Raw genomic sequence first — 23,035 nt, forward strand, 5'->3', positions numbered from 1 at the left:
CACATGGTCCTGAGGCACGACGAACTAGTCGTCCAGGCCGACTACATAGAAGTCCTGTTCCCGAACCTTCCCGTGGGACTCGTCTCACGCGTCCTTGCCCGGAGCAGCTTCACTGATGACCTGGAAGCCGCCGCTGAATCACTCGCGGATCTCTTTGCAGGGGCAATCAGGAATAGCGCGAGGGAACCAAGATCGTTCGAAAGAGTCTTCGAATGATTCAGGTAGTGGCTGCTGTCTTGATTTGGCTACTTGTCATCTGTCTCCTCCCTGGAATCCGGGTACGGCGCGATCACAGCGTACTGACAGCGGCCATCACAATTTCAGTCGCCCTAACGCTGAACATCGATCAGGTCTATCTGAGCCTCGATCCAGCACTGGGTGGTCGAAACTTCGTTGACCCGTTGGCCAATGTATCCATGGTCGTGGGGATCTACTTTCTCTCGAGAGCAATCATTCGGGCGGCGAGACCGGACGAGGCGATCGAGAAACGAGACAGGGCTGGCATGATTCTCTTGGCCGTCGTGATTGTGGGCCTTGCGGCCAGCTTCAGCGCCATCGTCGCCCAAGGCAGTTCCACTCGTTTCATGGTGGATTACGGTGACCAGTGGTCTGCCGCCCTCTACTCATCCATCCAGTTTGGATACATCGGCTATGTGGTTAGCGTCACCGGTATTACGTGTTTCCGGTTTCGCGGCGACATGTTGAGACCCTACTTCCGCACGGCATTTACCTGCACCGGGGTTGGCTGTAGCTTTGCCGTTCTCCTCGTATTGCTCGTGCTGGTCATGGATATTCTGCATTTGCAGGGGCGACTGGATGCTATGCGTTCAGTCTCGCCAATCTACGATGCGGCAGTTGTTGCGGCCATGGCCTTCCTGTGCGTTGGTCTGGCGATCCCGCCCTTAGCGCGTCGAGTTCTCCGCCACAGGGATTCCGTGACCGAGGAGGAGTTGGTCAGCGGTCTTACAAAGATCTGGGAAAAGACGACAAAGAAGCGGCAAGACGTACGGCTCGTGCGAGACACCGAAATGATCAGGCGACTGGACCGGGCTCAAAAGCTCCATAGAATGCTTGTCGAAGTACAGGACGCACTGTTAGTCGAGCCCAGTTTGGGCAGCTCCTTGGACATCCATGAACTCAATGTCTTGAATGCTGCTGAGAACTATCTGGCGGGACCTTTCGTGCGCCAAGTTCCAGTTCGTAGACGGAAGCGGGAACAGGCGATATGACGGATGATGCCAGTTCCTCCGAAACCCCTCAGACCAGATTGGCCCATAAGCTCAACCTCCTTCTTGACCTCTATGAGGTCGAGGGATCGGAGGCATTGACCTACCCGGAAATCAATCGGCATATGAGTCAGCGTGGAACTCCACTTTCCCGCTCCCGCTGGGCCTATATGCGCAGCGGGGATAGCTCGCTGGCAAATGATCCTGTGCTGCTCCGCAATCTTGCCGAGTTCTTCGGCGTGGACCGTGACTACCTCCTCGATGATGCCGGGGAAATACCCAAGCTTGTGGACGCTCAACTGGAACTTCTCCGTACCTTGCGTGAGTCACGTGTAAGGAACTTTGCCGCTCGTCAGTTACAAGGGATCTCTCCCGATACCCTGATGAGGCTCCGCCAAGTAATCGACGAACGTAAGAGAGCCGAAGGGGTGAACGATGCCGAGACCAACCAGCCATAGGGTTTTGAAGATTGGACTTCTTGCTGCATCCGCGGCTCTGCTTGCCGGCGCCGCTGGTGCAACGTACTTTGCCCGTCAGGTTGTAGTCCCGAAATACAGCCGTCGTGAGGGTTTGTACGTTCGGGCCGTTCACACCAATGGAGACGGATCTCTAGAAATCGAACTTCCCGCAACCGAACAAACGAGAGCGCCGGGACAGTACAGCTTTTGGTTCGATCAGGGGAGGTGTCACGCGTGTTTGGGACCTGTCATTGAGTCTAACCACGACCGGAGCACAGTAATCCGGGAGGTTGAGCGAGTGGACTCTGGTGACCTCAAACAAGCCAGGGCCGGTGTCTGGAGCGGATATGTCTACTCGAAACCTGGGCAACTTGGTTTGCCGTACCAAGACGTTGAGATTCCGGTCGATATCGGTGTCGCCCCAGCGTGGAGATTTGACCCGTCCGCTGGTGTCGCAATTCCCGGAGCATGGGCCATCCATATCCACGGCATGGGCGGTAAGCGGGCAGGCACTCTTCGCGGCATACCAGTCGCAGGACGTCTGGGACTGACGTCGCTGGTAGTCTCGTTCCGCAACGACGGCGACGCCCCGCCGTCGTACGATGGCCGGTACAGTCTCGGCCAAGGCGAGTGGCGCGACGTCGAAGCCGGGATCAACTACGCCATTTCCAATGGCGCTGAACGTATTGTCCTTTTTGGATGGTCACTCGGCGCTGCCATCGCCCTTCAAGCAGCGGCCCTGTCGCCAAATTCATCGCGAGTAGTCGGGATGGTTCTCGACGCGCCAGTCTTCGACTGGCGAACGACCCTGGCAGCGAACGCCAAGGCGGCCGGACTACCTCTTCCATTTGTACAACTGGGCTTCAACATTCTTCGATCCAAGGCCCTCCGGTGGGTGACTGGCCTTGCTGAACCAATATGTCTCGATTCCCTGGATTGGCTGGCCCGCTCAACTGAATTGAACAAACCGATCCTTGTGCTCCATGGGGCGAAGGACGACACAACACCCTTCGAAGCATCCTGGAAAGCTGCCAGCTTGAGGCCAGACCTAATTGACTTGGTGGAGTTTGAAGCTCAGGGCCACTCTTTGGAGTGGAATATCGACCCCGAAAAGTGGGAGCGATCAGTCGAGGACTGGTTCCACGGTCTCCCGTTGGCCGCAACTAGTCCTGAGCAAGCGGCGGCGGAGTTGTAGGAGGCACTTGCACTGAGTACTGGGCCGCTAGGTCGATTAGCTGGCACTCGACGAGGGAGGCGTGGGCGGAGTAACGCCCGTCAGCCAAAGCCTGAACGTAACCAGCCGACTCAAGGATGAAGAGATGATGCCGAACAGTTGTTTGAGGAGCCTGAAGCCCTGAAGCCAAGGCGCAGGGGGACGATGGCCCGCTTCTGATGAGAAAGCGAAGGATCTGGCTCCGTGTTCGGTTCATCAAGATGGATGTCGACATTCAAACCACGGCTCACGATTGTGGAGGCTGATGGTGTAGACGGGTCTACAGCAACAGGATACGCCTCGGCGGAAGGCGTGAAAAGAAGTCGTCCCGTTGCCCGTTGCCCGTTGCTCCACGCGCGCTCTCGCGAAATACTGACACCAGAAGACATGTCTTTTAGTGTCATTACGTGGAGTTCGGATTCCGGGGTGAGCATGAAATCAAACGGGGCAAGTCGCGAGGACGCGTTGTCGCCCCAAGCCGCTCTGGCCCACCGGTTGAACCTGCTACTCGATGTCGTTGTAGCTGAGAGAGGTTCGCCCGTCACTTTCAGGGAGATTGAGGCCGGGCTCCGAGCTCGAGGTATCAAGATCTCCAGAGCCAGGTGGTTCTACATGAAGGAAGGAACAGGGCGCCTGGTCAGTGATCCTCAGCTGCTCGCGGCTATCTGCGAGATGTTCGACGTCGATCCCTCCTATTTGCTGAACGGTGTCGAAGGCGACGTTCCCGAACGGATCGACTCGCAGTTGGAGTTTGTGAAGTCTCTGAGGGCAGCCCGGGTGAAGTCATTCGCCGCTAGGACGCTCGGGGACGTCTCGCCGGAAACGCTGCGCGCAATCTCCGAGTATCTGAACAAAGACATCGACTTGCACCCGAATGGGGAGCGTGCCGCGGCTACTCCTCCAAGACATACCGGAGATGAGCGTCCAGCAACTCCTTGATGCGGGCAGGATTCGCTGAGTAGCGAGGAGAGCGGCCGTGGCGCCGTCCGGCTTCCACGTCGACCTCGATGGCGCCGACTTCCTCAAGTGCGATGAGGTGTTTGGCGACGCTGGGCTCGCCGGCGCTGACCGCTGCGACAATGTCCCCTCTGGACGCAGGACCGTTTGCCGTCAGGAACCTCAGAATCTCATTCCGTGAGCGGTTCCCGAACGTCGCCACGGCGTCTTCAACGTCAGGCGACCAGGCGTCGTCGTGAGGCTGCGTGATCCGTGGCATGGCTCCATTCTGGCTGAACGACATACAAAAAGTAAGAACTAGGGTCTTGACGATACTTTAATTATCTTTGACAATAATTTTTAGAAGCTTGTGTTGTGGTCAGGATCGTTCCTGCCACGTCGAGTCGCCCCCATCTGGTGACGCTGAAGATATTCAAATCCGTTAGTCGAAGCGGTGAGAGCCATGAGCCTGGAACACCTAGCGGGCAAGGCAGAAATAGAGAACTTAAACCCATCGCCGGTGGACATTTCGCTGCTGAGTCCGGTGGCGCCGACCCTGCGAGTTTCCGTCGACCAAATGATGGGAGCGGTCGAAGGCGTGCGTCGATACGTCATCTCGCACTTGGCTCGGATCGGCCGCTCGTGCGATGTGGACGATGTCATGCAAGACATCAGGATGGCAGTCTGGGACGGGGTGGCACGAGGAAACTACCGACAGATCCCTGGGGTTCCGTTCGAGGCCTGGGTGCAAGGCGTCACCGGAAATGTCTGTGCCGCGCACGTCCGTAGAGAGCTCGGCCACAAGACGCTTCCTCTGCTTATAGATCCGGGCGAAGGTGAGAGCTCGGAGATACTCCGGCAGCTAACGGTATTGGTCGTGTCCCGTGATTACCGCGATGCCGAGGAGATCATCGATCAAGAATGGGCGCACATGGTTCTTGGGCTGACTCGAGCCGCTGTGTCAGCTCCGGTATGGCGCCTCGCGGTGGGCAGCCTTACCGAGCCGCGACGATACGCCCCTCCATCGCCGCATGACCGTCGCCGCTGGAATGCAGTCACAGCGGTTCGGCAGACTGCAAAGACAATAAACCAAGCGTTGGATGTAGATCCTGAAGCTGTGCACGACATGCCCGGTCTGTGCCGGCACGCCGTTGGTTGCCTGCCGAGTCCGCTGCTGCGGGGAGTGGCCGAAGCAATCGTTCTACCCGAACATCACGGCGTCGAACGGCAGGTTGCCATAGCCAGGGTTGCCGAGGAGTTCAAAGTCACTGATCGATATGTGGCGATTCAAATCGGCACGGCCCGTCGCCTCTATCAAACGGCATGGAGAGTCATTCGCAGTTCCATGACTTCGGCTGTTTGAGTCATGTCCTTATCGGCCTGCTAAGCCATGAACAGCCTAAGGAGGCAACATGGTGGGATCCCTTTGGCGCGGGCGAACAGCTCGTCGGTGGGTGTTTGGCCTGGCGTCGGCGGCCATCCTAGGCGCTCTCATTCTCGTTCTGGTCGCACCGCGGGAGTCCCCGTCTACTGAAGGGGCAGGTGTCCCATCGGCAGAGTCTCAAACCCACAGGGCTCCACCGAGCACTTCCCCGAGTGCTACAGCGAAGCCAACGAGGTCGGCTCCACTTCCCAAATTGCCGGCGTCCGTTCCGCCTGTCACGGCCGATTATCGGGCGCTTGCTTCCGCGGCCGCCGTCGCCATCTATAGCTGGGACACCCGAAGTTCGTCGTATTCGGACGTTTACGCGCGAATTCGGGGTTGGTGGGTCGTCCTCCCTGACGGGTCAAATCCGTTGGCCGTCCTGGTCCAGGAGTTTGAGGCAACGGGCATAAACGCGGGGTCCTTCGCTTCGCTTGCGGGCCAAGGTGCCCACAGGGTAGCAACGATCGAATCCATGGCATGCGACAACGAACTCGTAAAAGTCCGCGAACGCCCGGCTCCGTGGACGGGGCTTCATGTCTGCACGGTTCGGCTCAAGGTCGTTGACCAGACTGTCAGTAGCACCAATTCATACACAGCGCCCGTCAGTGTCATGGCTAATTGCCCGCCGGCAGCGACCGCCCCGCCTGATCGATGCCAAATGGTCGGGTTCTATGCCTCGACTAGCCGGATCGTTTACTGATGCCGCATCCGGCTTTGGCGATGGCCCTAGTCAGGCGCCGAACGCTCGTACGGGCTGCAACCGCCGTCGTTCTCGTCATCGTGCTCTCCCTGGGTGTTGTCGTCGGTGCGGTCGCTTTAGCCCTGGCGGGCGACAAGCTGGAATCAGCCGTTGAGTGTGTGTCAAACAACGGCGCTGTCACACAAAGCGTCCTCGAGAACAGTGGATCTCGGCCTGATGGTCAAGCCGTTGGACTCTCCGCAGGGCAGATTGCTGTGGCACAGGGGTACATTTCCGTGGGGAAGCAACTTGGCGTTCCTCAGGAGGCAATGGTGATCGCCATAATGATGTCTCTCCAGGAGTCGACGCTTCGAATGCTCGCTAACGCGAATGTCCCTGCGTCATTTCAGTTTCCTCATGACGGGGTTGGGAGTGACCACGATTCAGTAGGTTCGGCGCAGCAGCGGCCAGCGGCTGGATGGGGGACCGTTGCAGAGCTGATGGATCTTTCTTACAACGCACGGGCATTCTACGGAGGGCCGTCTGGGCCGAACCAGGGCAGTCCTCGAGGTTTGCTGGATGTGCCAGGCTGGTCGGGCATGAGCAAAGGGCAAGCAGCCCAAGCAGTTCAAGTTTCAGCGTTTCCAGAGCTCTATGCTCGATGGGAACCACAAGCGACAGCCATCGTTGACCTGCTCCAGTGTGTCACGGCGGTCCCGAAGTGCAGCGCGGGGGAGAGCGGCCGGCCAGAGTTGGTCTCTGCAGAAGGTCTGCCTCAAATCCGACAGGACATTCTGCGTTTCTCTCGGACGGGTGTCGGAGGTGCTTACGTCTGGGGTGGAACGGCCTTCAAGGCATGGGACTGCTCGGGATTCGTGCAGTGGATCTATCGGCAGGTTGGGATCGAATTGCCGCGTGTGGAGCAGTGGCGAGTAGGACGGATGACGGATACCCCACAGATCGGAGACCTTGTCGTTCAGAACCCACAAGGTCCCTACAACTGGGGGCATGTGGGGATCTATGCTGGCGACGGCATGATGTATAGCGCGCTCAACCCGTCGGCGGGGACATTGCTTCACCCGATCGAGTGGAACTTAGGAACGGAATATTTCGATCTCATTAGTTAGAGCCCTGACATCTCAGTTCCGCGGGGCAATAGCGGGCAACACAAGCTCTTCTTGGGTTTAGTAACAACGGGCGCCGTATTGTCCTATGCGGTGGAGGACGAGTTGCGCCAGATGGCACCGGACGAGATTGTTAGATCTACAGGACGTGTTTGACGCGTTTCCCGCTGCGGCGTCAGAGTAGTCTCAAACGGTGCCCACAAATCCACTTTTTCGTGTCCAGCCCGACGAAGAACTTGCCGAAGCCCACAGAGAGCTACTGCTGGCCTTTGTGGATATCGACCGGCTCCAACAACTGCTACAGAGCGCTTTGCCCCTCGCGGAGCGCTCTGTTTTATGGTTGGACGACCGCTTCACGCGACCGTATCAGACATCGCACGCAGTCAACTACCTGATCCTGACGGCCGTTGATCACCTACATTGTCTAAAGACCGTGATGCAAGACGCCGACGCTCAACACATCTTCGCGCCATTCACGCTGATTAGATCAGCCATCGAGACCGCCAGCACCGCACTGTGGTTACTAAACCCTAAAGACCGGAAGACTCGCATCACCCGCTCCTTGAGATTGGAGGCAAACAACATAGCGATGCTTGGTAGGGCGTATGGCACCATGGGGGTCGATGTGGCCGAGACGACGAGGATGCGTTTGGAGCTCCTTTCCGCCGCCGTTGAGAAATCGCAAGTAGATAAGGACGTGGTCATGGGTTCGTACCCATCCGTCCAAACGATTATCTCGACGGCGACTAAGGAAGCGGGCCTCTCACGCTGGATCTTCGGTGCCTGGCAATTGAGTTCTGGATCAACTCATGGGAAGACTTGGGCGGGCGCGCATACATCCACCTTCACACCCGATGCGGGCTCCAGCACTGAGGATGTTTTCAACGGCTGTCTTTCGTCTGATGAGGCCAGCATTTCCAAGGTCCTACTTGCCGCGTTGGCCGTCATAAACCGCGCTCTGAGACTTCAAGCAAGACGAGCCAGGCGATCAAACGGCGGTAGCTTCAACAAGACACAACCTTGCTCGGGCGAGCTGCGGTGGGTACAAGTACCGATGCGGGTGGTTCGTACATAACTGGATTCCGAAATGGTCTGGTGACAACGAAGACGAAGCATTTGGGCCGGTTCTCCCATCTCCCTTGAAGACGGATAGCCTCGACGTCCCGTTGTCGAGGTGGGCGCGGGTCAGATTGCTATTTGGGCTTCGACGTGGCCGCGTTGGGTGGCAGCCAAATGAGTTTCGAAAGCATCAGGAACAGAGGTCTGGCTCAGCCCGGTTCCGCTGATTGAAGGAGCAGGCGCACGAGCTTCTTTGATATGCGCCTAAACTAAACTTTGAGTGCTAGCCCGCGCCAGGAGGGGACAATGGGGAACTTAGGTCCGTATCAAGACATCACAACACTGGCAAAGAGCCTTGGTGGAGTGGACAAATTGATCAAGTCCATCGAATACGACGCTGTGAAGAAATCTGCTCCAGTGTTGCTGGGAGTCGGCGCATTGATTGGCGTCGGGGCGAAGCCGATTTTCGACGCTGGGAAACGTGGCTGGGCAAAGTACAAGGGAAGCGGAGCCGCCGCGGCTGAGGCAAAGGACCAGCTAAAGGCCGTCGTTGAAGAGTCGATGACCTCAAACGATTCTGATGGAGATTCGTCCGGAGTTCGGCAAGAGCGCTAAAGGACACTAAATGGCGGACTGCAGGTCCTTGCCGACGATGCCCTCCTCGCAGACATGGTTGTACAGACGGCAGCATGACTCGGCCGCGACGTCGGCACAAACCCTAGCCCGGTGGTGCCGGTCAAGGCGATTTGGAAACTTGGTCCAAGACACCGAAAACCAGCCATCCGTTTAAAGCATTACGGCAGATAAGGAGCAACTGGACTTGCCAGCACGTCCAATTATGGGAATATCATTCCATGTCTCTTGAAACGCGCGACTGTACTCTGTCTAAAGCCCAAACCGATGCCATCGAAAGGGGACTCGCCCGAATTGGTGCTGAAGAGTCGCTGGTGATCGTAACAAATGATCTACAGACGTCAGTCCGGGATCACTTTTCTCACGACGCGCGGTATGCGAGCTACTCCACTTCCAGAGGAGGCGGTCAAGTAGCTGCTAAGACGGTGACGCACTCGTCTGGCCCAGCGATCTTCATTGATCACGAGTTGTTTAACCTTGCCACGATCGACGCAAATGAACGACTACTAGCTCACGAAGGTGGGCACGTTGTTGCAGCGCGGAAAGGTGAAGAGTTCGTCAGCCGACACCACATGGTCGGTAGTCAAGAAGAGTACGACCTGCTTGCCTCAGTCGGAATCGCAATTGAGGAATTCCGAATCGAACGCGAGCTCGCCGACATGGGGTATGAAGAAGGGCCGATGGGCCACATCGACTCTATGGGGTGGATGCTACACACAACGTCGGTGGATTTGCTGACCGCGCTCTTGGACCCTGAGGCAGGAGCAGATCCTGCCGTCCTCCGAGAAAAGGTGACATCCGTCTTGGCTGACTTCGTCAAAGTTCTGGGCTATGCGGCTGGTGCCGTTGTGGCTAAACTTGCGGGGCAGTTTCCCGTTGATCGTCTCGACAAGCACGGAGTCGACAATTGGGACGATTATGTGGGAGATCATTGGGCGGCGCTTGTCAATATCCTCAGCGATATTCCAGGAATCGGAACTCCGATGACTGACGTGGAGATCGAGGGTGCCTTAGCCCGGAGCCTGGATTGGTATGTGCAGTGGATGGGGCGCGTAGGCTTCACGCTCAACGTTGGGGTTGATGGTGTGTCCTTCTTACGGTCCAGCACGGATGACCTGTGGACTGCGCGACTTCAAAGGGCCGCTGCCGAGAATGCCCTTCGCGAAGTCCAAGAAGATGTCAGTTGATGGAGTGGTTCAGCGCGATTGCGTAGGAATCCAAAGTAGCGCACGGGGACTCGGCGTCGCTCTTTCATGCCTTGGCATAGCTGCCCGTAGGTCTTCGTGGTCTTCGTGCTTGGGTGCCGGTATTCCACGGCACACCACCCGAGGGACAAGCATCTCCCGACGCGGAAGGTGGACCGGTCGCAATGTAGGCGACAGCACTCGTGTCGGCATGCTGGGGGGCTTGAGTTGTGCGATTCTGGGAGAGATTTGCAGAGACGTCTCGGGCGAGTAGGAGGCTCGGACACTAAGGGGGAATGGGTGCCGAGTCAATTAAGTGAGAGCGAGTTCGCGCGCTTAGTAGCGCTCCGAAGGGCACAGGTAGCTTGGTTTCTCGGAGCGGGAGCTTCTGCCAGCGCCGGGGTTCCGACGGCGGGACACATGATCGCTAACTTCAAAGCATCGCTGTTTGCGTCCGCGCATAAGCTTTCTCGAAATGATATAGACGCCGAAGACCCAATTTGGACGAGCCGAATCAACCGGTTCTTCGATGGCGCCAATGGCTTCCCTAATTACGGCGACCCTCGGGAATATGAGGCGGCCTTCACGCAGATGTATCCGTCTGCGGTGGATCGCCGCCGCTACATCGCGAATGCTGTCGAGCTTGGGAGCCCATCGTATGGCCAGCAGATTCTGGGTGCGTTGCTGGCCACCGGGCATATTCCAGTGGTGTTTACGACCAATTTTGATTCCCTAATTGAGCAGTCCACTTCCCGAGCAAACGATGTGCTTGAACTTAGTCAGCGACGTCCTCTTAGAGTCAGCGCCTTGACAAACTCTGACATCGGTCGGCGCTGCCTGGAGCAGAGCGATTGGCCACTCCTAGTCAAACTTCACGGCGACTATCAATCTGATTCCATCAAGAATACTGAATCCGAGCTTCAGTCCCAGGACGAGAATCTCGGATTGGTTCTCACGGAATCCATGCGAAGGTTCGGTCTAGTTGTAGCTGGGTACAGTGGCCGGGACGACTCAATAATGGATGCTCTGGAGCATGCTCTCGCATCCCCGACGCCGTTTCCCAACGGCCTATTCTGGGTACGACGCACTTCGACAAAACTACTCCCTCGCGTTGTAACTTTTCTGGCATCCGCCGAGCGAGCGGGCGTGGAGACGCGGGTCGTGGTTAGTGAGACTTTTGATGAGTTGTTGGGAGAGCTGGCCAGGCATAGGGACTTTCCTGCAGAACTCGGTGCAAAGCTTGAGGAACTTCGACCGGCGCCGCAAGTTGAGGATGTTCAACCGCCGGACAGGGAGTATGCCAGGTTCCCAATCTTGCGTTTCAATGCCCTCCCTGTGACAGGCCTTCCTTCTCGCATAATCACTGCGCGGATTTCGGTTGAAAACAAGGAACTTCGTCGTGACCTCAGGGAAGCTCGTGCAAACGTGGATGCCGTGAGTAACGGTCGAGAGGTGTTTGCGTTGGGCTCGGACGCCGATCTGCGGAGAGTTATAGACAAGCATCAAGAAGGGATCGCTTTTGGAATCCGTGTGGCAGATCCTGAGGCTGACACTGTTGTCCAAGGCCTGCTCTTTAGGTCACTTGTTAGAGCTCTGGCGCGCGATCGCCCTGTACTCCCACAGTTTCGAGATCGCGGGCACGAACTCCTCCTCAGCGACCCACGACTGGTGCGAAACGAGGATCTTCGCGGCAAGGTCAAAGTTGCGCTCGAACCTTTCAGAAGTGTTTATGGTGCAGATCTTTTTGGAACTTTGCCGAAGTACGACGGACGACGTTACGCGGAGGGAATTCGTCTGAAACTTGAATGGCGACTCGGCAGATGGTGGCTGCTATTCGAGCCGTTTACATGGGTAGAGCCCCACCCCGAACGTCTCCGCCCTGATCCGGTCTCACCGTGGATACGAGACAGATGGTTCAAGAGACGAAACAAGGATTGGGCGGATATGGTCTCTGTCTGGGCAGCAATGCTCGCACCGGAGGACGTAACTACTGTCAGAGCCTGGCCAAGGGACGAAAGCACGCGCTTCGTTCTGAGTAAAACCACAGCATGGAGTGTTCCTGGGCAGAAGGGGTTACTGTGACTGGTTCCAAGCTTCCTCCGTATCGCGTACTGGACGAGCCTACGCTGGCGTTTGATTCTTCCGATAAGAATGCGGTAATGGTTCATCCTCTGCGTGGCCTTTTGCGATACGGTCCATATAGCAAGAACGTACACGCCCTTCTCGGTAAGACAATTCGAATTGCTACGATTGGGCCGCCTGGCGCCTACGATCGTATTGGTCATCTATTCGGCGAGCTGAGTCAGCCACAGAAGGCGCAGGAACGCCGTGACTATCTACCCGACTACCCTGGGATGAGCAGTGCTTTCGGACTGGACATAGCGCCTGCTGCGGCACCTTTACATGCCACGCTTCCGGCGGATCTCCAGGACTTGGCACCCAAGAAATTTTCCGGCGAAAGCCTTGCAGAGGCACTCCTTGCCGTGTTGCGTCAATACGCCGCGGCCCGTGAGTCATTTGATGTTGTGGCTATCCTTCTTCCGAGCTCGTGGAGTTCTGCGTTTAGGGACGATAAGGGTTTCGATTTACATCATTCCATTAAAGTGGGCGCCGCTTCATTCGGAATCTCGACCCAGATACTGAACGACGAAGTCTGGAGTTACCGCTGTCGCGCGTCCGTGGCATGGCGTCTTAGCATTGCTCTTTACAGCAAATATGGCGGTAACCCGTGGAAAATTGCCGAGAACCCGGCAATGCTCGATTCGGCTTATATAGGGCTTGCGTACGCCCGGCGGGGCCGGCCTGAGGACGCCCAGTATGTTACGTGCTGCAGCCAAGTTTTCGATGCAGACGGGGGAGGAATGCAGTTCGTGGCATTCGATGTCGGGGGTGGCATCGATCTGCGTAACCCTTTCTTGTCCAAGGAGCAGATGCGAAGCGTCATCGCGAGGAGCCTCGCCCTTTACCAGCGAAGAAATGGAGGAGGGGTTCCTCGGCGTGTAGTCATTCATAAATCCAGTGTCTTCACCGAGGAAGAGCTTAAAGGGGTGCGTGAAGCCCTCTTTGGCATCTCTGAAGTGGAGTGTGTCCAAGTGCAGGCTAGTGTGCCCTGGCGTGCTGTGAAACTCAACTCCCCTCGCGATCCGACCAAGCCGGGTCCGCGCACATCGCCGGATGGTTATCCCGTCCGGCGTGGAACCGTAGTTCACCTGTCTACACGTGCCGTGCTCCTGTGGACGGGTGGGAATGCCCCGGACGCAACGAGTGGACGCAGTTATTTTCAAGGAGGCAATTCCATTCCGGGCCCACTTCTTCTTACCCGGTTTGCCGGTAAAGGCAGTCTCGAGGACACTGCATTGGAAGTTTTGGCGCTGACTAAAATGGATTGGAACAACGATGCACTTTTTGATCCGCTGCCTGTGACGCTAAAGTACTCACAAACACTGGCACAAGTTATTGCCCATGCCCCCGCACTAACTGACCATGCGTATCCTTACCGCCTATTTATGTGACGATAGTTCAGGTTTATGAGGGGAAGCTGGATGTGAACGGCAGGCTGGATTTCAAAAGCCGTATTTAGCCATCAGCACTATATCCAGGTTGCGGTTGCGGGGAGCCCTGCAGCGGTCGAAATGGGTAAATTGCTGACCTTGGTCCGGCGACCATTGCTCTGGAGCAGGACAAGTTCGAGGGAACGCCCCAGAAGCTGCAGCGGCGACGCGTTAAGGCCAAGGCGCGGCGTTAGCCCAATGAATCGCAATCACAGTTTGCCGGCTTCCCTTGTCCAATCCCGTTGAGGTCATGTTGTTGCCTTCCGCCCCATCCATGAAGTCGTGAGCACAAGCAGCTCATTCAATTGGAAGACGACTGGATGGAGCACCAGATGGTACTGGCAGCGGTGGATCCTGGGATCACACCAAACGCGAACTTTCCTTTTCTTGAGTCCCTCAAGCAGATCGGCGGCGGCATCCTCGTCGGCGCCTTCATCGTCATCGCGATCGTGGCGATCATCGGAGCCGCGATGCTGTTGGCCGGCAAACTGAGCCAATCGTCGCGGCTTGCTTCAGGCGGAGGGGTGATCCTTCTTTGGACCGGCCCGGTCGCGGCAATCCTAGGCGGGATCAACGGCTACATACTCTGGTCCCAGACGGCCTTTCCATTGGGCTTCTAACCGCTCACGATCATGCCGGTCGAGTGTGACCTCAACGGTTGGTGGCCGCCGGGCTGTGGTCTGGTTTCCCAGGCCAACGACGGCGTGCAAGGTTCCATCACTTCAATCTTCGCCAACGTCCTCCAGAACATCGCCTCGTGGATGTGGGGGTTCATCACAGGGGCCTTCAGCGTTTCCGAAGTCGACGATTCGCAGTGGGCCGCCATCGGCGGACTGACTAATTGGTGGGTCATCGTGATGATGACTCCGCTGGTGGTCGTGATGATCCTTCAACTCCTTTCCGGACTTATCAGCCAGCAACCTCGCCGGCTGATGAGGGCCCTGGTTGGAGGAGCGGCAGCGGTGCCGTTGGTTGCTGCGGCGGTCTACCTTGTCCAGCAACTCACCCGAGTGACTGACTCTGCTTCGACCGCTCTCTTGGAATCGATCGGGACGGACCCCTATGTCGTGTTCATGCGGCTCTTTGGCTTCGAACGAGCTCCAGAAGGCTCCGAGCGCGAATGGAACGTCATCTCCCTGGCGCCGGGCAATCAAGGCGGAGCCGTCGGTGGCGCGATAGTGACCGTCATGGCGGTCATCGTCGTGTGGATTCTGGCGTTCATCCTCATGTGCTCGATGATCTTCAGAACGTTCGCCCTCGCCGTTCTCGCGGCTGTCGCACCGGTCGCCCTCATGATGATGCCCTGGGAGAAGTCAAAGGCCTGGGCCGGGCGGTGGTGCGAAGTCGTCGTCGCGCTCTTGCTGGCGAAACCGCTGGCGGCGACAGTACTGGCGGCGGCGATCAAACTATTTGCAGATTCGACGTCCTTTGCCGGTTTGGCGGCCGGCACTGTCGGTATGGTTCTTGCCTGCGGAGCGCCATTGATGGCGCTGAGACTGGTGAGCTTTGCGGGCGGCGAACTCGCAGCCGCGGCTCAAACGGCTGGCGGCGGCCATGTCCTTGCTCGCAGTAGCAGCGTTGCCTCCAGGCACTTCAGCCGACAACTCGGTGGCATGACGATTGCCTCAATGTTGGGCCGATCGTCCTTAGCTCGACCAATTCCATCAAGTCGCAGAGACTTCCCCACACGCGTGTTGGCGCCTTCACTGCCCCTGCCGCGAAGCCTGACGAGCACGACGCCGATACTCACCTCAAGTGACAACGCTTCGGCATCGTACGGAACAAACTCTGCCCGCGGAGGCGCCGCAAGGCGGGACGACGTGGTGAGCGGAGAGGTCGTCACCGAGCAGAGCAAGCAAGCGTCGTCTACGACACCTTCGCCGATAGGCCGGAACCAGGCTGCTGGTCCGCCAAAGTCAAACCGCCCCAGGTCTCCTCGGCAGCCCGAGGTGCGAAGTCCCGGCAGCGCGCTGCCCGCATCCCAATTGCCGCCCATCAGACCCAAGGCTTCTGAGGGGCACTTCCCTCCGGAGAAACCCCATGACTGACGATTCCCGCGCCCTCGAGGCCGTCAAATTTCCCCGATACGAGCGCCGCGGCGTCTTCATTGGGCTGAAATGGTACCAGCTCGTGTTGCTAGCCCTCGGCATCCTGACGGCCATTATTGCCTCTGCAACGGGAGGCCCTGTCGGACTGACGACGCTGAGTCCCATCTGGCTGCTGCTCATGCTCATGGGAGTGCTCCAACACGCACGCATCCCGTATCCCATCTGGGTCAGCCTCATCACGCTGTTCTTCGTTCGACTGATCCTGGGGCAGACCCGATACCTCACCCGCCCTGAGAAGGCATTGAAAGCAGGGAAGCTCGCACTGCCAGGTGGACTCGGCAGCCTCAAGCTTCAGATGACCCGACGTGGCGAGTGCTTTATCGTCGACCCTCAGGGTAAGGAAGCGACGGTCGTCTTGCGCTGTACCACCAGGTCATTCGCTCTTCTCGACGATGACGACAAAGCGTGGGCCGCCCAAGCATGGTCGCGCGTGCAGGCTGGACTCGCACAACGCTCAGACATAGCAAGAATCGCCGTGCAGGACTACACGGTTCCGTACCCTTCGTCAGCTCTCCAGAACTTCTACGACCACACCATCGTGCAAAATGGCGGCCAACCTGGTGGCAATTCGTGGGGCGAGTTGGCCTATCAAGACCTGATAGCTGCAGCTGGCTCCGCCATGAGTCACGACGTTTTGCTGTCCGTTGTGGTGGATACGGCCAAGTCGAGAAGGCGCATCAAAGAGTCCGGCGGCGGCCTAGGCGGACTCGAACGTGTTCTGCGCTTGGAAGTACAGGCAATCACTACATCATTGGCAACCCACGGAGTACGGGTGGACGAATGGCTCTCGGAGTCCCGACTACTTGAAGTGTTCAGGGGGTCTTTTGATCCTGAAACGGTGGCCCGAGGGTCGGTGAACAAAGACAGCGAGCCTCAGGATGCCCGGTCAACCGGTAAACGGAGACTGAGTTCGAGCCCCATGGCCCTCGAGGAACACTGGACTTACCTCCGCACGGACTCCGGATTCCACCAGACTTTCTGGGTCGCAGAATGGCCGCGGCAAAAGGTGTACCCCGGCTTCCTGCACCCGCTGGTTTACGTCGGCGACTTCCGGCACACGGTCACGCAGGTCATTCGTGCTGTACCCACCTTGGAGGCACTGCGGGACATCCGATCGGCCCAGGAAGCTCATGAAACCCGTCGAAGGATCAATGCCCGGTTCGACCGCCCTACGACGAGGGAGCAGCGAGCCGAGGAAGAAGAAGTATCGCAACGGGAAGAAGAAATCGTTGCCGGACATGGCGATGTACGTCCGACCGCCTTCGTGACGATTACCGCAGCGTCCTTGGAGGATCTGGCCCGACACCGCCACGAACTCGAATCGGCCGCAGCCGGCGCGTTCGTCGAACTTCGATTGCTGGCGGGGCAGCAGTGGGCAGCGTTCATTGCGGGTGGACTGCCCCTGGGAAGGGGATTGCGATGAGTCTCAAGAACCAAGAGGTGACCTATACGCCGTCGGGCACTCGCGCCGAACGCAAGAGTCTCAGAAAGGCGGCAACCGCTGAATCATTACCGCAGAAGCGCAAACTCGGCCAACGAATCGACGAAGCCTTGGAACGGCGCGAGGACCGCGAGCGCCTTGTCGGCGATTGGGGGAGCAAGGAACCGCAGTCACTATGGGGACCGCATAGACTCCGGCCGGCACCTCACCGCGCCTCGACCATGACCTTCGCGGCGGCATACCCGTTCATCACGGAGTCAGGACTTGGCCACGAGGGAACGTACATAGGAACTGACGTTTTTGGTTCGGGAGCCTTTTCCTACGATCCGTGGATCCTGTACGACAAAGGAATCATCAGCGGCCCTTCAATCGTCGTGATTGGCACGGTAGGCACAGGCAAGTCCATGTGTGGGAAGTCACTGGTTGCCCGTTCCATAACGTTGGGACGGAAAGCGGCTGTGGCGTCTGATCCCAAAGGTGAATGGGTGTCAGTGGCCACGGCTGTGGGCGGCAAGGTCATTTCCGTTGGTCCCGGTCGCACTGCTCGTGTGAATCCTTTGGATGCCGGCCCCCGGCCGAGTTCGCTGTCGGACACTCAGTGGAAGGCTGTCGTCCGGCAGCGGCGTCGGCAACTGATCGTGGCTTTGGTGTCTCTTATGCGTCAAGGAACACCGTTGCATCCTGTTGAGCACACCGCTCTCGACATGGCCCTCATGGAAACCACCGCGGAAAACTCGACGCCGACACTTCCTATGGTGCTGGACCACCTTTTGAGTCCTTCCGCAGAAACTCTGGCCCTTGTTGGTAAGGACGGCGGAGCGTCAGTCAGTCACTCGCTGTGGCGCACAGTCTCAGGCGACTTGGAGGGCATGTTCGATGCGCCGTCCACGGTGGCCTTTGATGCCGACGCGCCAATGATGGTCATGGACACGTCCGCGCTCATCGGCGCGTCCGAGCAGGCGTTGTCTCTCGCCGCTGCTTGCAGCGCCACCTGGCTGGAAGCAGCAGTAACAAACCCCGACGGCGGCAAGCGGCTTGTGGTGTACGACGAAGGTTGGCGGATGCTCGCCGACCCTTACATGTTGGCCAAGATGAGCGAGCAATGGCGCCTCGCGCGAACGTATGGGATTGCAAACCTCCTGATCATGCACAAGGTGGCTGACCTCAATGAGATCGGGGACAGCACGAGCGGACATCGTCAGAAGGCCTTGGGGCTGCTGACGGAAGCGGACACGCGCATCATTTATCGTCAGAAGCATGACGCCATGCGGCTGACCAAGGAAGCCCTGGGCCTGACCGAAGCTGAGTGCGAGCATGTCGAGAACCTTCCCAAGGGCGTTGGTCTCTGGAAGGTTGGAAACCGATCGTTCATTGTCGCGAACAGAGTGACCACCGACGAGTTGGAAGTCTTTGGCACTGATGACCGGATGCACCTGTGAGGACGAGATCGGGTAACAGCAGTCCATTGGTTTCAGTAGGACTCTGGGCTTTGACCGGCTACATGGCCTTCTGCCTGTTGGTCCAAGCAGCAGCCCACGTCGCTGGCGCTGGGCACTGCGGCGGCAGGCCGCCATCGTTCTTCAACCCCGCTTCTGGGGTCGGGCTGTTGGCTGGCCGGCAGGACTGGATTGCTGGTACCTCCAACGGGTGCGCTATAGACGTAGGGGCAATCTGGTGGATCGTCGGTACCGTTCTCACTTTGTTGGCGGCGCTCGCAGCCGTTGCGGCCTTCGCGTGGAGAACCTGGAAACAGTCCGGCGCGTGGCTGCGGCAGGACATCCTGAGCAGAGATGGCGTGGCTGGCCGAGCAGAGATACTTCGGGACTTCGGAGCCAGAACCGTTCGAAAGCGTGGGCAATTCACTCGGCCAGGCCTGAGCAAGCCGAGCATTCATGATGTGTCGTGGACCCTTGGGCGCTCTCGTGGAGTGACCATCCATGTTTCCACCGAAGAATCGATGGTCATTCAGGGGGCGCCCCGTTCGGGCAAGGGCCTCTATGTCGTCATCAATGCGATTCTCGACGCGCCCGGCGCTGTTGTCACCACATCCACGCGAGCCGACAATCTAGTGGTCACTATGCGAGCGCGGATGTCTGCCGGGCGGCCAGTGACAGTTTTTGACCCACAGGGAATGTCGGGTCTGCCGTCGACTCTGCGTTGGTCGCCGGTACGTGGTTGCGGTGACCCGGATATCGCAACCCGACGGGCTCTCGTGATCACAGCAGATACAGAGATGAAGGGCGAGAATGCAGCGTGGCAAAAGCGTTCGCTGATCGTGCTGCAGTGCCTGCTCCACGCGGCCGCGCTGTCAGGGGAGGGAATAGCTGCGTTCCGTAGGTGGTCCTCTAGCCCAGTGTTGGCCAGGGAGGCGTTGGAAATTTTGGGGCGTCCCGGTGCGGCGCTAGGGTGGCAGGCAGATCTGATGGGGATCTTGGAAGACGACCCACGGAATACTTCCAATTCTTGGATTGGGGTCTCAGCCGCCGTGGCGCCGCTCTCATCTCCGAGGGTGCTGGCGGCACTGGACCCACAGGATGAAGCTCAAGAGTTTGATCCCAAAAGCTTCATCAGGCAACGGGGGACTCTCTACCTCATTGGAACCCGCTCTGGAGCTGCGGCCGCCGGCCCTTACCTGTCGGCTCTAATCGACGACATCGACAACGCTGCGCGTGAGCTGGCTTTTGTCTCACCTGGGGGCCGACTCGACCCACCGCTTTCCCTGATTCTGGACGAGATAGCGAATCTCTCTCCGTGGCCCGGCCTGCCAGTGGTGCTCTCCGATGGTGGTGGTATTGGAATCTCAACGCTCGTGGTTCTGCAATCCCTTTCACAAGCACGGAGTGGCTGGTCAATAGAGGAGGCGGCCACCATCTGGGATTCCGCGATCATCAAAGTGATCTTTGGCGGCGGCTCGGATGAACGTGACCTTCGCTCGCTGGCGGGCCTGCTGGGGGAGCGGAGCCTGATCCTCAACACCCGTTCCTGGTCATCTCAGGGCCGTCAGGACGGTGAACAGATTCGGGAGAGCCCGGTGATTCGTCTGGATGAGATCCGGCGCCTTCCTGTTGGTACGGCGCTCATGCTTGGCCGACGAACTCGTCCGATCCTCTTGGACTTGCGTGACTGGCATCGGCGGAAGGACGCCGCTGAGCTGGGTCGGTCGAAACTGGAGACCGAGCGAGAGCTGGCCGCTGGCCACCTGAGTCGGCAGGAAGCGAACAGCGAGGCTGATTCATGAGTACCCAGGCGGACGATTCTGACTTCGAGGTGGGGCGGGTATCTGACTTGGATGATGAACTCACGGCGGAACTGTTCCGTTCGTCGTTCCAGCCGTCGCCGCGCAGCGCCGGGGTGACGCATCGGTGGCGGGATATGTCATCTACGCAGGCGGAGGTGGTGTGGCAGAGCCTCTTCGATTGGGTTCGCTGGTTTGTGGCCACGTATCAGCTGACGACGTCGGTGGTGCCGGACTGTTGGTGGCGGCACTCGGAGATCGTGGCAGAGTTGTACGCGCTTCAGCGGGCGGAAGCGGCGTCCTTCACGTCAGATGACTCGGGATTCGGCCCGCTGGCGTTCCACGAGCGACTGCCGCACGGCGTCGAGCGTCTTCGAACCCACACGCGGACTGCTGGGTGCGTCGGGTTGCAGACCCATAAGGAACCGGTCGTGAGGATCGTGCCAGCCGAGCCGGACTTCGAGGACTGGAAGCTGGGCACCCATCAGACTCGAAGCTGACCCCGTCATGACGTCGCTTCGTTTTCTCGACATGAATAGGTGATCCCTACTTGGGGCCGTCTAGAAGCACGAAGGATGGCTGTCGTGGCCTCTGAATCTGAACTGAATGCTGACGCCAGCGGGGCTGAAGAAGCCGCCGCGCCGCCGTCGAACGTTCGCCTGTCACCTGAGGAGCGCATAGCCGAACTGACCAGGGGACTTCACGCAGCACTTGAGGAAGCTATTGATTCGCCGATGCGCTGGCAGGTTCTGCTCGACGCCTCCGCAACCCTGTGGCGGTACTCCGGGGGTAACGTCGCCCTGCTGATGGCGCAGATGGCGCAGCGCGGCACCCAAGAGCCGACTCTGGTAGCCGGCTACAAAGAGTGGGCTAGGCATGGGCGAACGGTTCTGCGTGGAGAGCACGCGCTCTGGGTGATCGCGCCCCGGACAGCCTCGATGCAGGAACTGATTTTGCCTGACGGACAGCGCAAGCTCCTGCCAGCGAATCAGGCTGCACCTGATGATGCTCTCAGCAGGGGCAAGAAGAACGTGATCACTGGTTGGCGTGGGCAGGCTGTCTTTGACGTCACCCAAACGGAGGGAGCGCCGCTGTTGGTGCCCCGCGCGGATCCTCAAGGTGGGGCGGACGTGGGTGATCTGTGGAGTTCCCTACGGCTGGTTGCGAAGGAACACAGCTTCCGGGTTGAGGTGTCGGGATTTCAGCAGGGCTACACCAGCGGCTATACCGACTTTGATGCTCGTCGAATTCAAGTTGGTGCCTGGATGAACGACGAGGAGCGGGTAGCGGTCCTTGCCCACGAACTCGGTCACGTCCTTTTACACGGGCCAGACGACCGCCTGGGGCGACTGTATGGAAGCAGTGCGAACCATCGCGGCTTGGCGGAGGTGGAAGCCGAATCAGTTGCCTATACCGTCATGCGGGCCCACGGCATAGATCGTGGACCGCAGTCAGCGTCCTATCTGGCTGGCTGGGCCGACGCTGTGATCCGCGCGGAGAAGGACTTGAAGCACGACTCCTCAGAAGGCTGGGTGCCGACATCGCGCGTCGACATCGCCAAGTCGGTGCTAGGGAGGGTGACCTCGGCAACCAAGGGGATTTTGGCGGTCTCGGATCCTCCTGGGTTCGGAGGGAAGTTCGCTGCCGCCAGTGCTGACCGGTCGGTGGTGGCCACTCCAACATATGCCGGGATCCCTGGACCGAACGCGTCAATGAGCGGCCCTGAGATTGCTGGGCCCTGAACCCGCAGATGTCCGCCGGGAGAAGCCCGTCGACTAAGGAAGGTAACCCATCATGAATACAAAGATCCCCATCACTATCGCAGGGAACCTGGTCGCAGATCCCGAACTGACCATCGGGGAATCCGGAACTCCGCACGCGAAGATCCGCGTTGCCGTGAACCTGCGGATTCAGAACCCAGATGGCACTTGGCGGGATGGCGAACCGGTCTTTCACAACGTGTCTGCGTTCCGGATGCTTGCGGAGAACGCCTCTACTTCTCTGAAGAAGGGTGACCCCGTGACGGTGTCGGGAGAGCTCGAGTTCCGCTCCTATGACAAGGACGGGGAACGACGTGAAGCTCGGCGGATCATCGCCGACACCATTGGGCCGGACCTTCGCTTTGGCACCGCGACGTATCAGCGCTCTGCACGAGCAGTTGCCGAGCCAGAGGCGGCTGTGGAAGCGACGGGTCCACAAGCAACGACGGCGACAGGCTGGCCAGCGTACAACGTCACCACCAAAGGGCCAGTGGTCGCGTCCCCTTTAGGAGGAGCTCCGGTAAATGACATGACGGTTTGACCTGTCTTCGCCGTTAAGGCCCACGTCCCGTTCGTCGAGGCGTGGGCTCTTCTTTTGTGAGTGGGATCTGTGTTCGAATATATGTTCTAGTCTTGTTGGTATGAGACCGAAGCAAGACTCCGCCGCTTTCGCCCGCATGATGGCTCAGATAGACGCCGACAACAGCCACCCGAAACCTGACGACGGCAAGATCATCGAGCTTGAGCCCGGTGGTCAGCCTCTGGTTCGCGTGGGGGAGATCTATGGTCGGGCGATCAAATACACGCGGACGTTTGGGCTGGTTGAGTGGGTGGATGACCGACGCGTTTATCACGTGGAGTGGTTCCCGGCTGGACAGGTCAAGCGGGTGGACCAAGAGTCTTGGCGGGGGCGGCCGCTGTAGAAGGAGGTGGCCGTTTCATCAAGCACTATGGGGCGAGGCCAACGAGTGAACTGCAGCGGAGTGATCCGCCGACTAAACG

At 58.6% G+C, this 23,035-nt stretch carries 24 protein-coding genes; 21 read left to right on the top strand and 3 right to left on the bottom strand.

Going from position 1 to position 23,035, the window contains the following annotated elements; genetic code table 11:
- Positions 1-3 precede the first annotated feature (3 nt).
- Genes ACNAOU_RS09280 through ACNAOU_RS09295 form a run of 4 tightly spaced genes read left to right on the top strand, consistent with a single transcriptional unit; the run spans position 4 to position 2,879 of the window.
- On the top strand, positions 4-216 hold the full coding sequence (locus ACNAOU_RS09280) for a hypothetical protein (protein WP_422758464.1): 213 nt from the start codon (positions 4-6) through the stop codon (positions 214-216).
- The gene (locus ACNAOU_RS09285) at positions 213-1,229 is read left to right on the top strand and encodes a hypothetical protein (protein WP_422758465.1); all 1,017 of its coding nucleotides are present in this window, start codon (positions 213-215) and stop codon (positions 1,227-1,229) included. Before ACNAOU_RS09280 ends, ACNAOU_RS09285 begins: the two co-directional genes overlap by 4 nt.
- Positions 1,226-1,684 (top strand): hypothetical protein, encoded by a 459-nt coding sequence (locus ACNAOU_RS09290; protein WP_326336400.1) that lies wholly within the window; start codon positions 1,226-1,228, stop codon positions 1,682-1,684. Before ACNAOU_RS09285 ends, ACNAOU_RS09290 begins: the two co-directional genes overlap by 4 nt.
- Entirely contained in the window at positions 1,662-2,879 is a 1,218-nt protein-coding gene (locus ACNAOU_RS09295; protein ID WP_326336399.1) for an alpha/beta hydrolase family protein, read from the top strand. Before ACNAOU_RS09290 ends, ACNAOU_RS09295 begins: the two co-directional genes overlap by 23 nt.
- On the opposite strand, the gene ACNAOU_RS09300 is transcribed toward ACNAOU_RS09295, so the two are convergent.
- Positions 2,848-3,132 (bottom strand): winged helix-turn-helix domain-containing protein, encoded by a 285-nt coding sequence (locus tag ACNAOU_RS09300; RefSeq protein ID WP_422758466.1) that lies wholly within the window; start codon positions 3,130-3,132, stop codon positions 2,848-2,850. The genes ACNAOU_RS09295 and ACNAOU_RS09300 overlap by 32 nt on opposite strands.
- A 377-nt stretch (positions 3,133-3,509) precedes the next feature.
- Here ACNAOU_RS09300 and ACNAOU_RS09305 point away from each other — a divergent pair, with 377 nt between their 5' ends.
- Positions 3,510-3,836 (top strand): hypothetical protein, encoded by a 327-nt coding sequence (locus ACNAOU_RS09305; protein WP_422758467.1) that lies wholly within the window; start codon positions 3,510-3,512, stop codon positions 3,834-3,836.
- Here the strand turns inward: ACNAOU_RS09305 and ACNAOU_RS09310 are convergent.
- Positions 3,790-4,113 (bottom strand): ArsR/SmtB family transcription factor, encoded by a 324-nt coding sequence (locus ACNAOU_RS09310; protein WP_091325166.1) that lies wholly within the window; start codon positions 4,111-4,113, stop codon positions 3,790-3,792. The two genes, ACNAOU_RS09305 and ACNAOU_RS09310, sit on opposite strands and share 47 nt — an antisense overlap.
- A 183-nt stretch (positions 4,114-4,296) precedes the next feature.
- Between ACNAOU_RS09310 and ACNAOU_RS09315 the strand changes: the two genes are divergently transcribed.
- A complete protein-coding gene (locus tag ACNAOU_RS09315) occupies positions 4,297-5,196 on the top strand; it encodes a sigma factor (RefSeq protein WP_422758468.1) in 900 nt (299 codons plus the stop codon).
- A gap of 424 nt (positions 5,197-5,620) precedes the next feature.
- Here the strand turns inward: ACNAOU_RS09315 and ACNAOU_RS09320 are convergent, their stop codons facing one another.
- Complete coding sequence (locus tag ACNAOU_RS09320) at positions 5,621-5,794, bottom strand: hypothetical protein (RefSeq protein WP_422758469.1); 174 nt, start codon at positions 5,792-5,794, stop codon at positions 5,621-5,623.
- Positions 5,795-6,537: 743 nt separating this feature from the next.
- Between ACNAOU_RS09320 and ACNAOU_RS09325 the strand changes: the two genes are divergently transcribed.
- The 15 genes from ACNAOU_RS09325 to ACNAOU_RS09395 all read left to right on the top strand — a co-directional run bounded on the left by ACNAOU_RS09325 (position 6,538) and on the right by ACNAOU_RS09395 (position 22,956).
- The gene (locus tag ACNAOU_RS09325) at positions 6,538-7,065 is read left to right on the top strand and encodes a C40 family peptidase (protein WP_422758470.1); all 528 of its coding nucleotides are present in this window, start codon (positions 6,538-6,540) and stop codon (positions 7,063-7,065) included.
- 190 nt (positions 7,066-7,255) lie between these two features.
- Positions 7,256-8,137, top strand: a complete 882-nt coding sequence (locus tag ACNAOU_RS09330) for a hypothetical protein (protein WP_422758471.1) — start codon at positions 7,256-7,258, stop codon at positions 8,135-8,137.
- A gap of 290 nt (positions 8,138-8,427) precedes the next feature.
- Positions 8,428-8,736 carry a hypothetical protein gene (locus ACNAOU_RS09335; protein ID WP_422758472.1) on the top strand — a complete coding sequence of 103 codons (309 nt, stop codon included), beginning with the start codon at positions 8,428-8,430 and terminating at the stop codon, positions 8,734-8,736.
- A gap of 239 nt (positions 8,737-8,975) precedes the next feature.
- Entirely contained in the window at positions 8,976-9,941 is a 966-nt protein-coding gene (locus tag ACNAOU_RS09340) for a hypothetical protein (RefSeq protein ID WP_422758473.1), read from the top strand.
- Positions 9,942-10,358: 417 nt separating this feature from the next.
- Positions 10,359-12,020, top strand: coding sequence for an SIR2 family protein (locus ACNAOU_RS09345; protein ID WP_422758474.1), 1,662 nt, complete (start codon positions 10,359-10,361; stop codon positions 12,018-12,020).
- Entirely contained in the window at positions 12,017-13,450 is a 1,434-nt protein-coding gene (locus ACNAOU_RS09350) for an argonaute/piwi family protein (RefSeq protein WP_422758475.1), read from the top strand. Before ACNAOU_RS09345 ends, ACNAOU_RS09350 begins: the two co-directional genes overlap by 4 nt.
- A 344-nt stretch (positions 13,451-13,794) precedes the next feature.
- Positions 13,795-14,109 (top strand): hypothetical protein, encoded by a 315-nt coding sequence (locus tag ACNAOU_RS09355; protein ID WP_091551245.1) that lies wholly within the window; start codon positions 13,795-13,797, stop codon positions 14,107-14,109.
- A 12-nt stretch (positions 14,110-14,121) separates the two neighbouring features.
- Positions 14,122-15,537, top strand: coding sequence for a type IV secretion system protein (locus ACNAOU_RS09360; RefSeq protein ID WP_422758476.1), 1,416 nt, complete (start codon positions 14,122-14,124; stop codon positions 15,535-15,537).
- Positions 15,530-17,020, top strand: a complete 1,491-nt coding sequence (locus ACNAOU_RS09365; protein ID WP_422758477.1) for an SCO6880 family protein — start codon at positions 15,530-15,532, stop codon at positions 17,018-17,020. Before ACNAOU_RS09360 ends, ACNAOU_RS09365 begins: the two co-directional genes overlap by 8 nt.
- A complete protein-coding gene (locus tag ACNAOU_RS09370) occupies positions 17,017-18,477 on the top strand; it encodes an ATP-binding protein (RefSeq protein ID WP_422758478.1) in 1,461 nt (486 codons plus the stop codon). The genes ACNAOU_RS09365 and ACNAOU_RS09370 overlap by 4 nt, the downstream gene beginning before the upstream one ends.
- A 488-nt stretch (positions 18,478-18,965) precedes the next feature.
- Positions 18,966-20,276 (top strand): type IV secretory system conjugative DNA transfer family protein, encoded by a 1,311-nt coding sequence (locus ACNAOU_RS09375; protein ID WP_422758479.1) that lies wholly within the window; start codon positions 18,966-18,968, stop codon positions 20,274-20,276.
- Positions 20,273-20,773, top strand: a complete 501-nt coding sequence (locus ACNAOU_RS09380; RefSeq protein WP_422758480.1) for a hypothetical protein — start codon at positions 20,273-20,275, stop codon at positions 20,771-20,773. The genes ACNAOU_RS09375 and ACNAOU_RS09380 overlap by 4 nt, the downstream gene beginning before the upstream one ends.
- An 84-nt stretch (positions 20,774-20,857) precedes the next feature.
- A complete protein-coding gene (locus ACNAOU_RS09385) occupies positions 20,858-22,015 on the top strand; it encodes an ArdC-like ssDNA-binding domain-containing protein (RefSeq protein WP_422758481.1) in 1,158 nt (385 codons plus the stop codon).
- Between the two features lie 52 nt (positions 22,016-22,067).
- On the top strand, positions 22,068-22,574 hold the full coding sequence (locus tag ACNAOU_RS09390; RefSeq protein ID WP_422758482.1) for a single-stranded DNA-binding protein: 507 nt from the start codon (positions 22,068-22,070) through the stop codon (positions 22,572-22,574).
- A gap of 100 nt (positions 22,575-22,674) precedes the next feature.
- Complete coding sequence (locus ACNAOU_RS09395; RefSeq protein ID WP_422758483.1) at positions 22,675-22,956, top strand: hypothetical protein; 282 nt, start codon at positions 22,675-22,677, stop codon at positions 22,954-22,956.
- Positions 22,957-23,035: the final 79 nt, after the last annotated feature.

Origin of the sequence: Paenarthrobacter sp. C1, from assembly GCF_049315185.1 — a bacterium.
Lineage (GTDB): Bacteria > Actinomycetota > Actinomycetes > Actinomycetales > Micrococcaceae > Arthrobacter > Arthrobacter nicotinovorans.

Excerpts from the sequence above, each read along its gene's own strand:
- ACNAOU_RS09280 (WP_422758464.1), top strand. The coding sequence starts at position 4 with ATGGTCCTGAGGCACGACGAACTAGTCGTCCAGGCCGACTACATAGAA.
- ACNAOU_RS09285 (WP_422758465.1), top strand. The coding sequence starts at position 213 with ATGATTCAGGTAGTGGCTGCTGTCTTGATTTGGCTACTTGTCATCTGT.
- ACNAOU_RS09290 (WP_326336400.1), top strand. The coding sequence starts at position 1,226 with ATGACGGATGATGCCAGTTCCTCCGAAACCCCTCAGACCAGATTGGCC.
- ACNAOU_RS09295 (WP_326336399.1), top strand. The coding sequence starts at position 1,662 with ATGCCGAGACCAACCAGCCATAGGGTTTTGAAGATTGGACTTCTTGCT.
- ACNAOU_RS09300 (WP_422758466.1), bottom strand. The coding sequence starts at position 3,132 with ATGTCGACATCCATCTTGATGAACCGAACACGGAGCCAGATCCTTCGC.
- ACNAOU_RS09305 (WP_422758467.1), top strand. The coding sequence starts at position 3,510 with ATGAAGGAAGGAACAGGGCGCCTGGTCAGTGATCCTCAGCTGCTCGCG.
- ACNAOU_RS09310 (WP_091325166.1), bottom strand. The coding sequence starts at position 4,113 with ATGCCACGGATCACGCAGCCTCACGACGACGCCTGGTCGCCTGACGTT.
- ACNAOU_RS09315 (WP_422758468.1), top strand. The coding sequence starts at position 4,297 with ATGAGCCTGGAACACCTAGCGGGCAAGGCAGAAATAGAGAACTTAAAC.
- ACNAOU_RS09320 (WP_422758469.1), bottom strand. The coding sequence starts at position 5,794 with ATGAAGCCCCGTCCACGGAGCCGGGCGTTCGCGGACTTTTACGAGTTC.
- ACNAOU_RS09325 (WP_422758470.1), top strand. The coding sequence starts at position 6,538 with ATGAGCAAAGGGCAAGCAGCCCAAGCAGTTCAAGTTTCAGCGTTTCCA.
- ACNAOU_RS09335 (WP_422758472.1), top strand. The coding sequence starts at position 8,428 with ATGGGGAACTTAGGTCCGTATCAAGACATCACAACACTGGCAAAGAGC.
- ACNAOU_RS09340 (WP_422758473.1), top strand. The coding sequence starts at position 8,976 with ATGTCTCTTGAAACGCGCGACTGTACTCTGTCTAAAGCCCAAACCGAT.
- ACNAOU_RS09345 (WP_422758474.1), top strand. The coding sequence starts at position 10,359 with ATGATCGCTAACTTCAAAGCATCGCTGTTTGCGTCCGCGCATAAGCTT.
- ACNAOU_RS09360 (WP_422758476.1), top strand. The coding sequence starts at position 14,122 with ATGCCGGTCGAGTGTGACCTCAACGGTTGGTGGCCGCCGGGCTGTGGT.
- ACNAOU_RS09365 (WP_422758477.1), top strand. The coding sequence starts at position 15,530 with ATGACTGACGATTCCCGCGCCCTCGAGGCCGTCAAATTTCCCCGATAC.
- ACNAOU_RS09370 (WP_422758478.1), top strand. The coding sequence starts at position 17,017 with ATGAGTCTCAAGAACCAAGAGGTGACCTATACGCCGTCGGGCACTCGC.
- ACNAOU_RS09380 (WP_422758480.1), top strand. The coding sequence starts at position 20,273 with ATGAGTACCCAGGCGGACGATTCTGACTTCGAGGTGGGGCGGGTATCT.
- ACNAOU_RS09390 (WP_422758482.1), top strand. The coding sequence starts at position 22,068 with ATGAATACAAAGATCCCCATCACTATCGCAGGGAACCTGGTCGCAGAT.
- ACNAOU_RS09395 (WP_422758483.1), top strand. The coding sequence starts at position 22,675 with ATGAGACCGAAGCAAGACTCCGCCGCTTTCGCCCGCATGATGGCTCAG.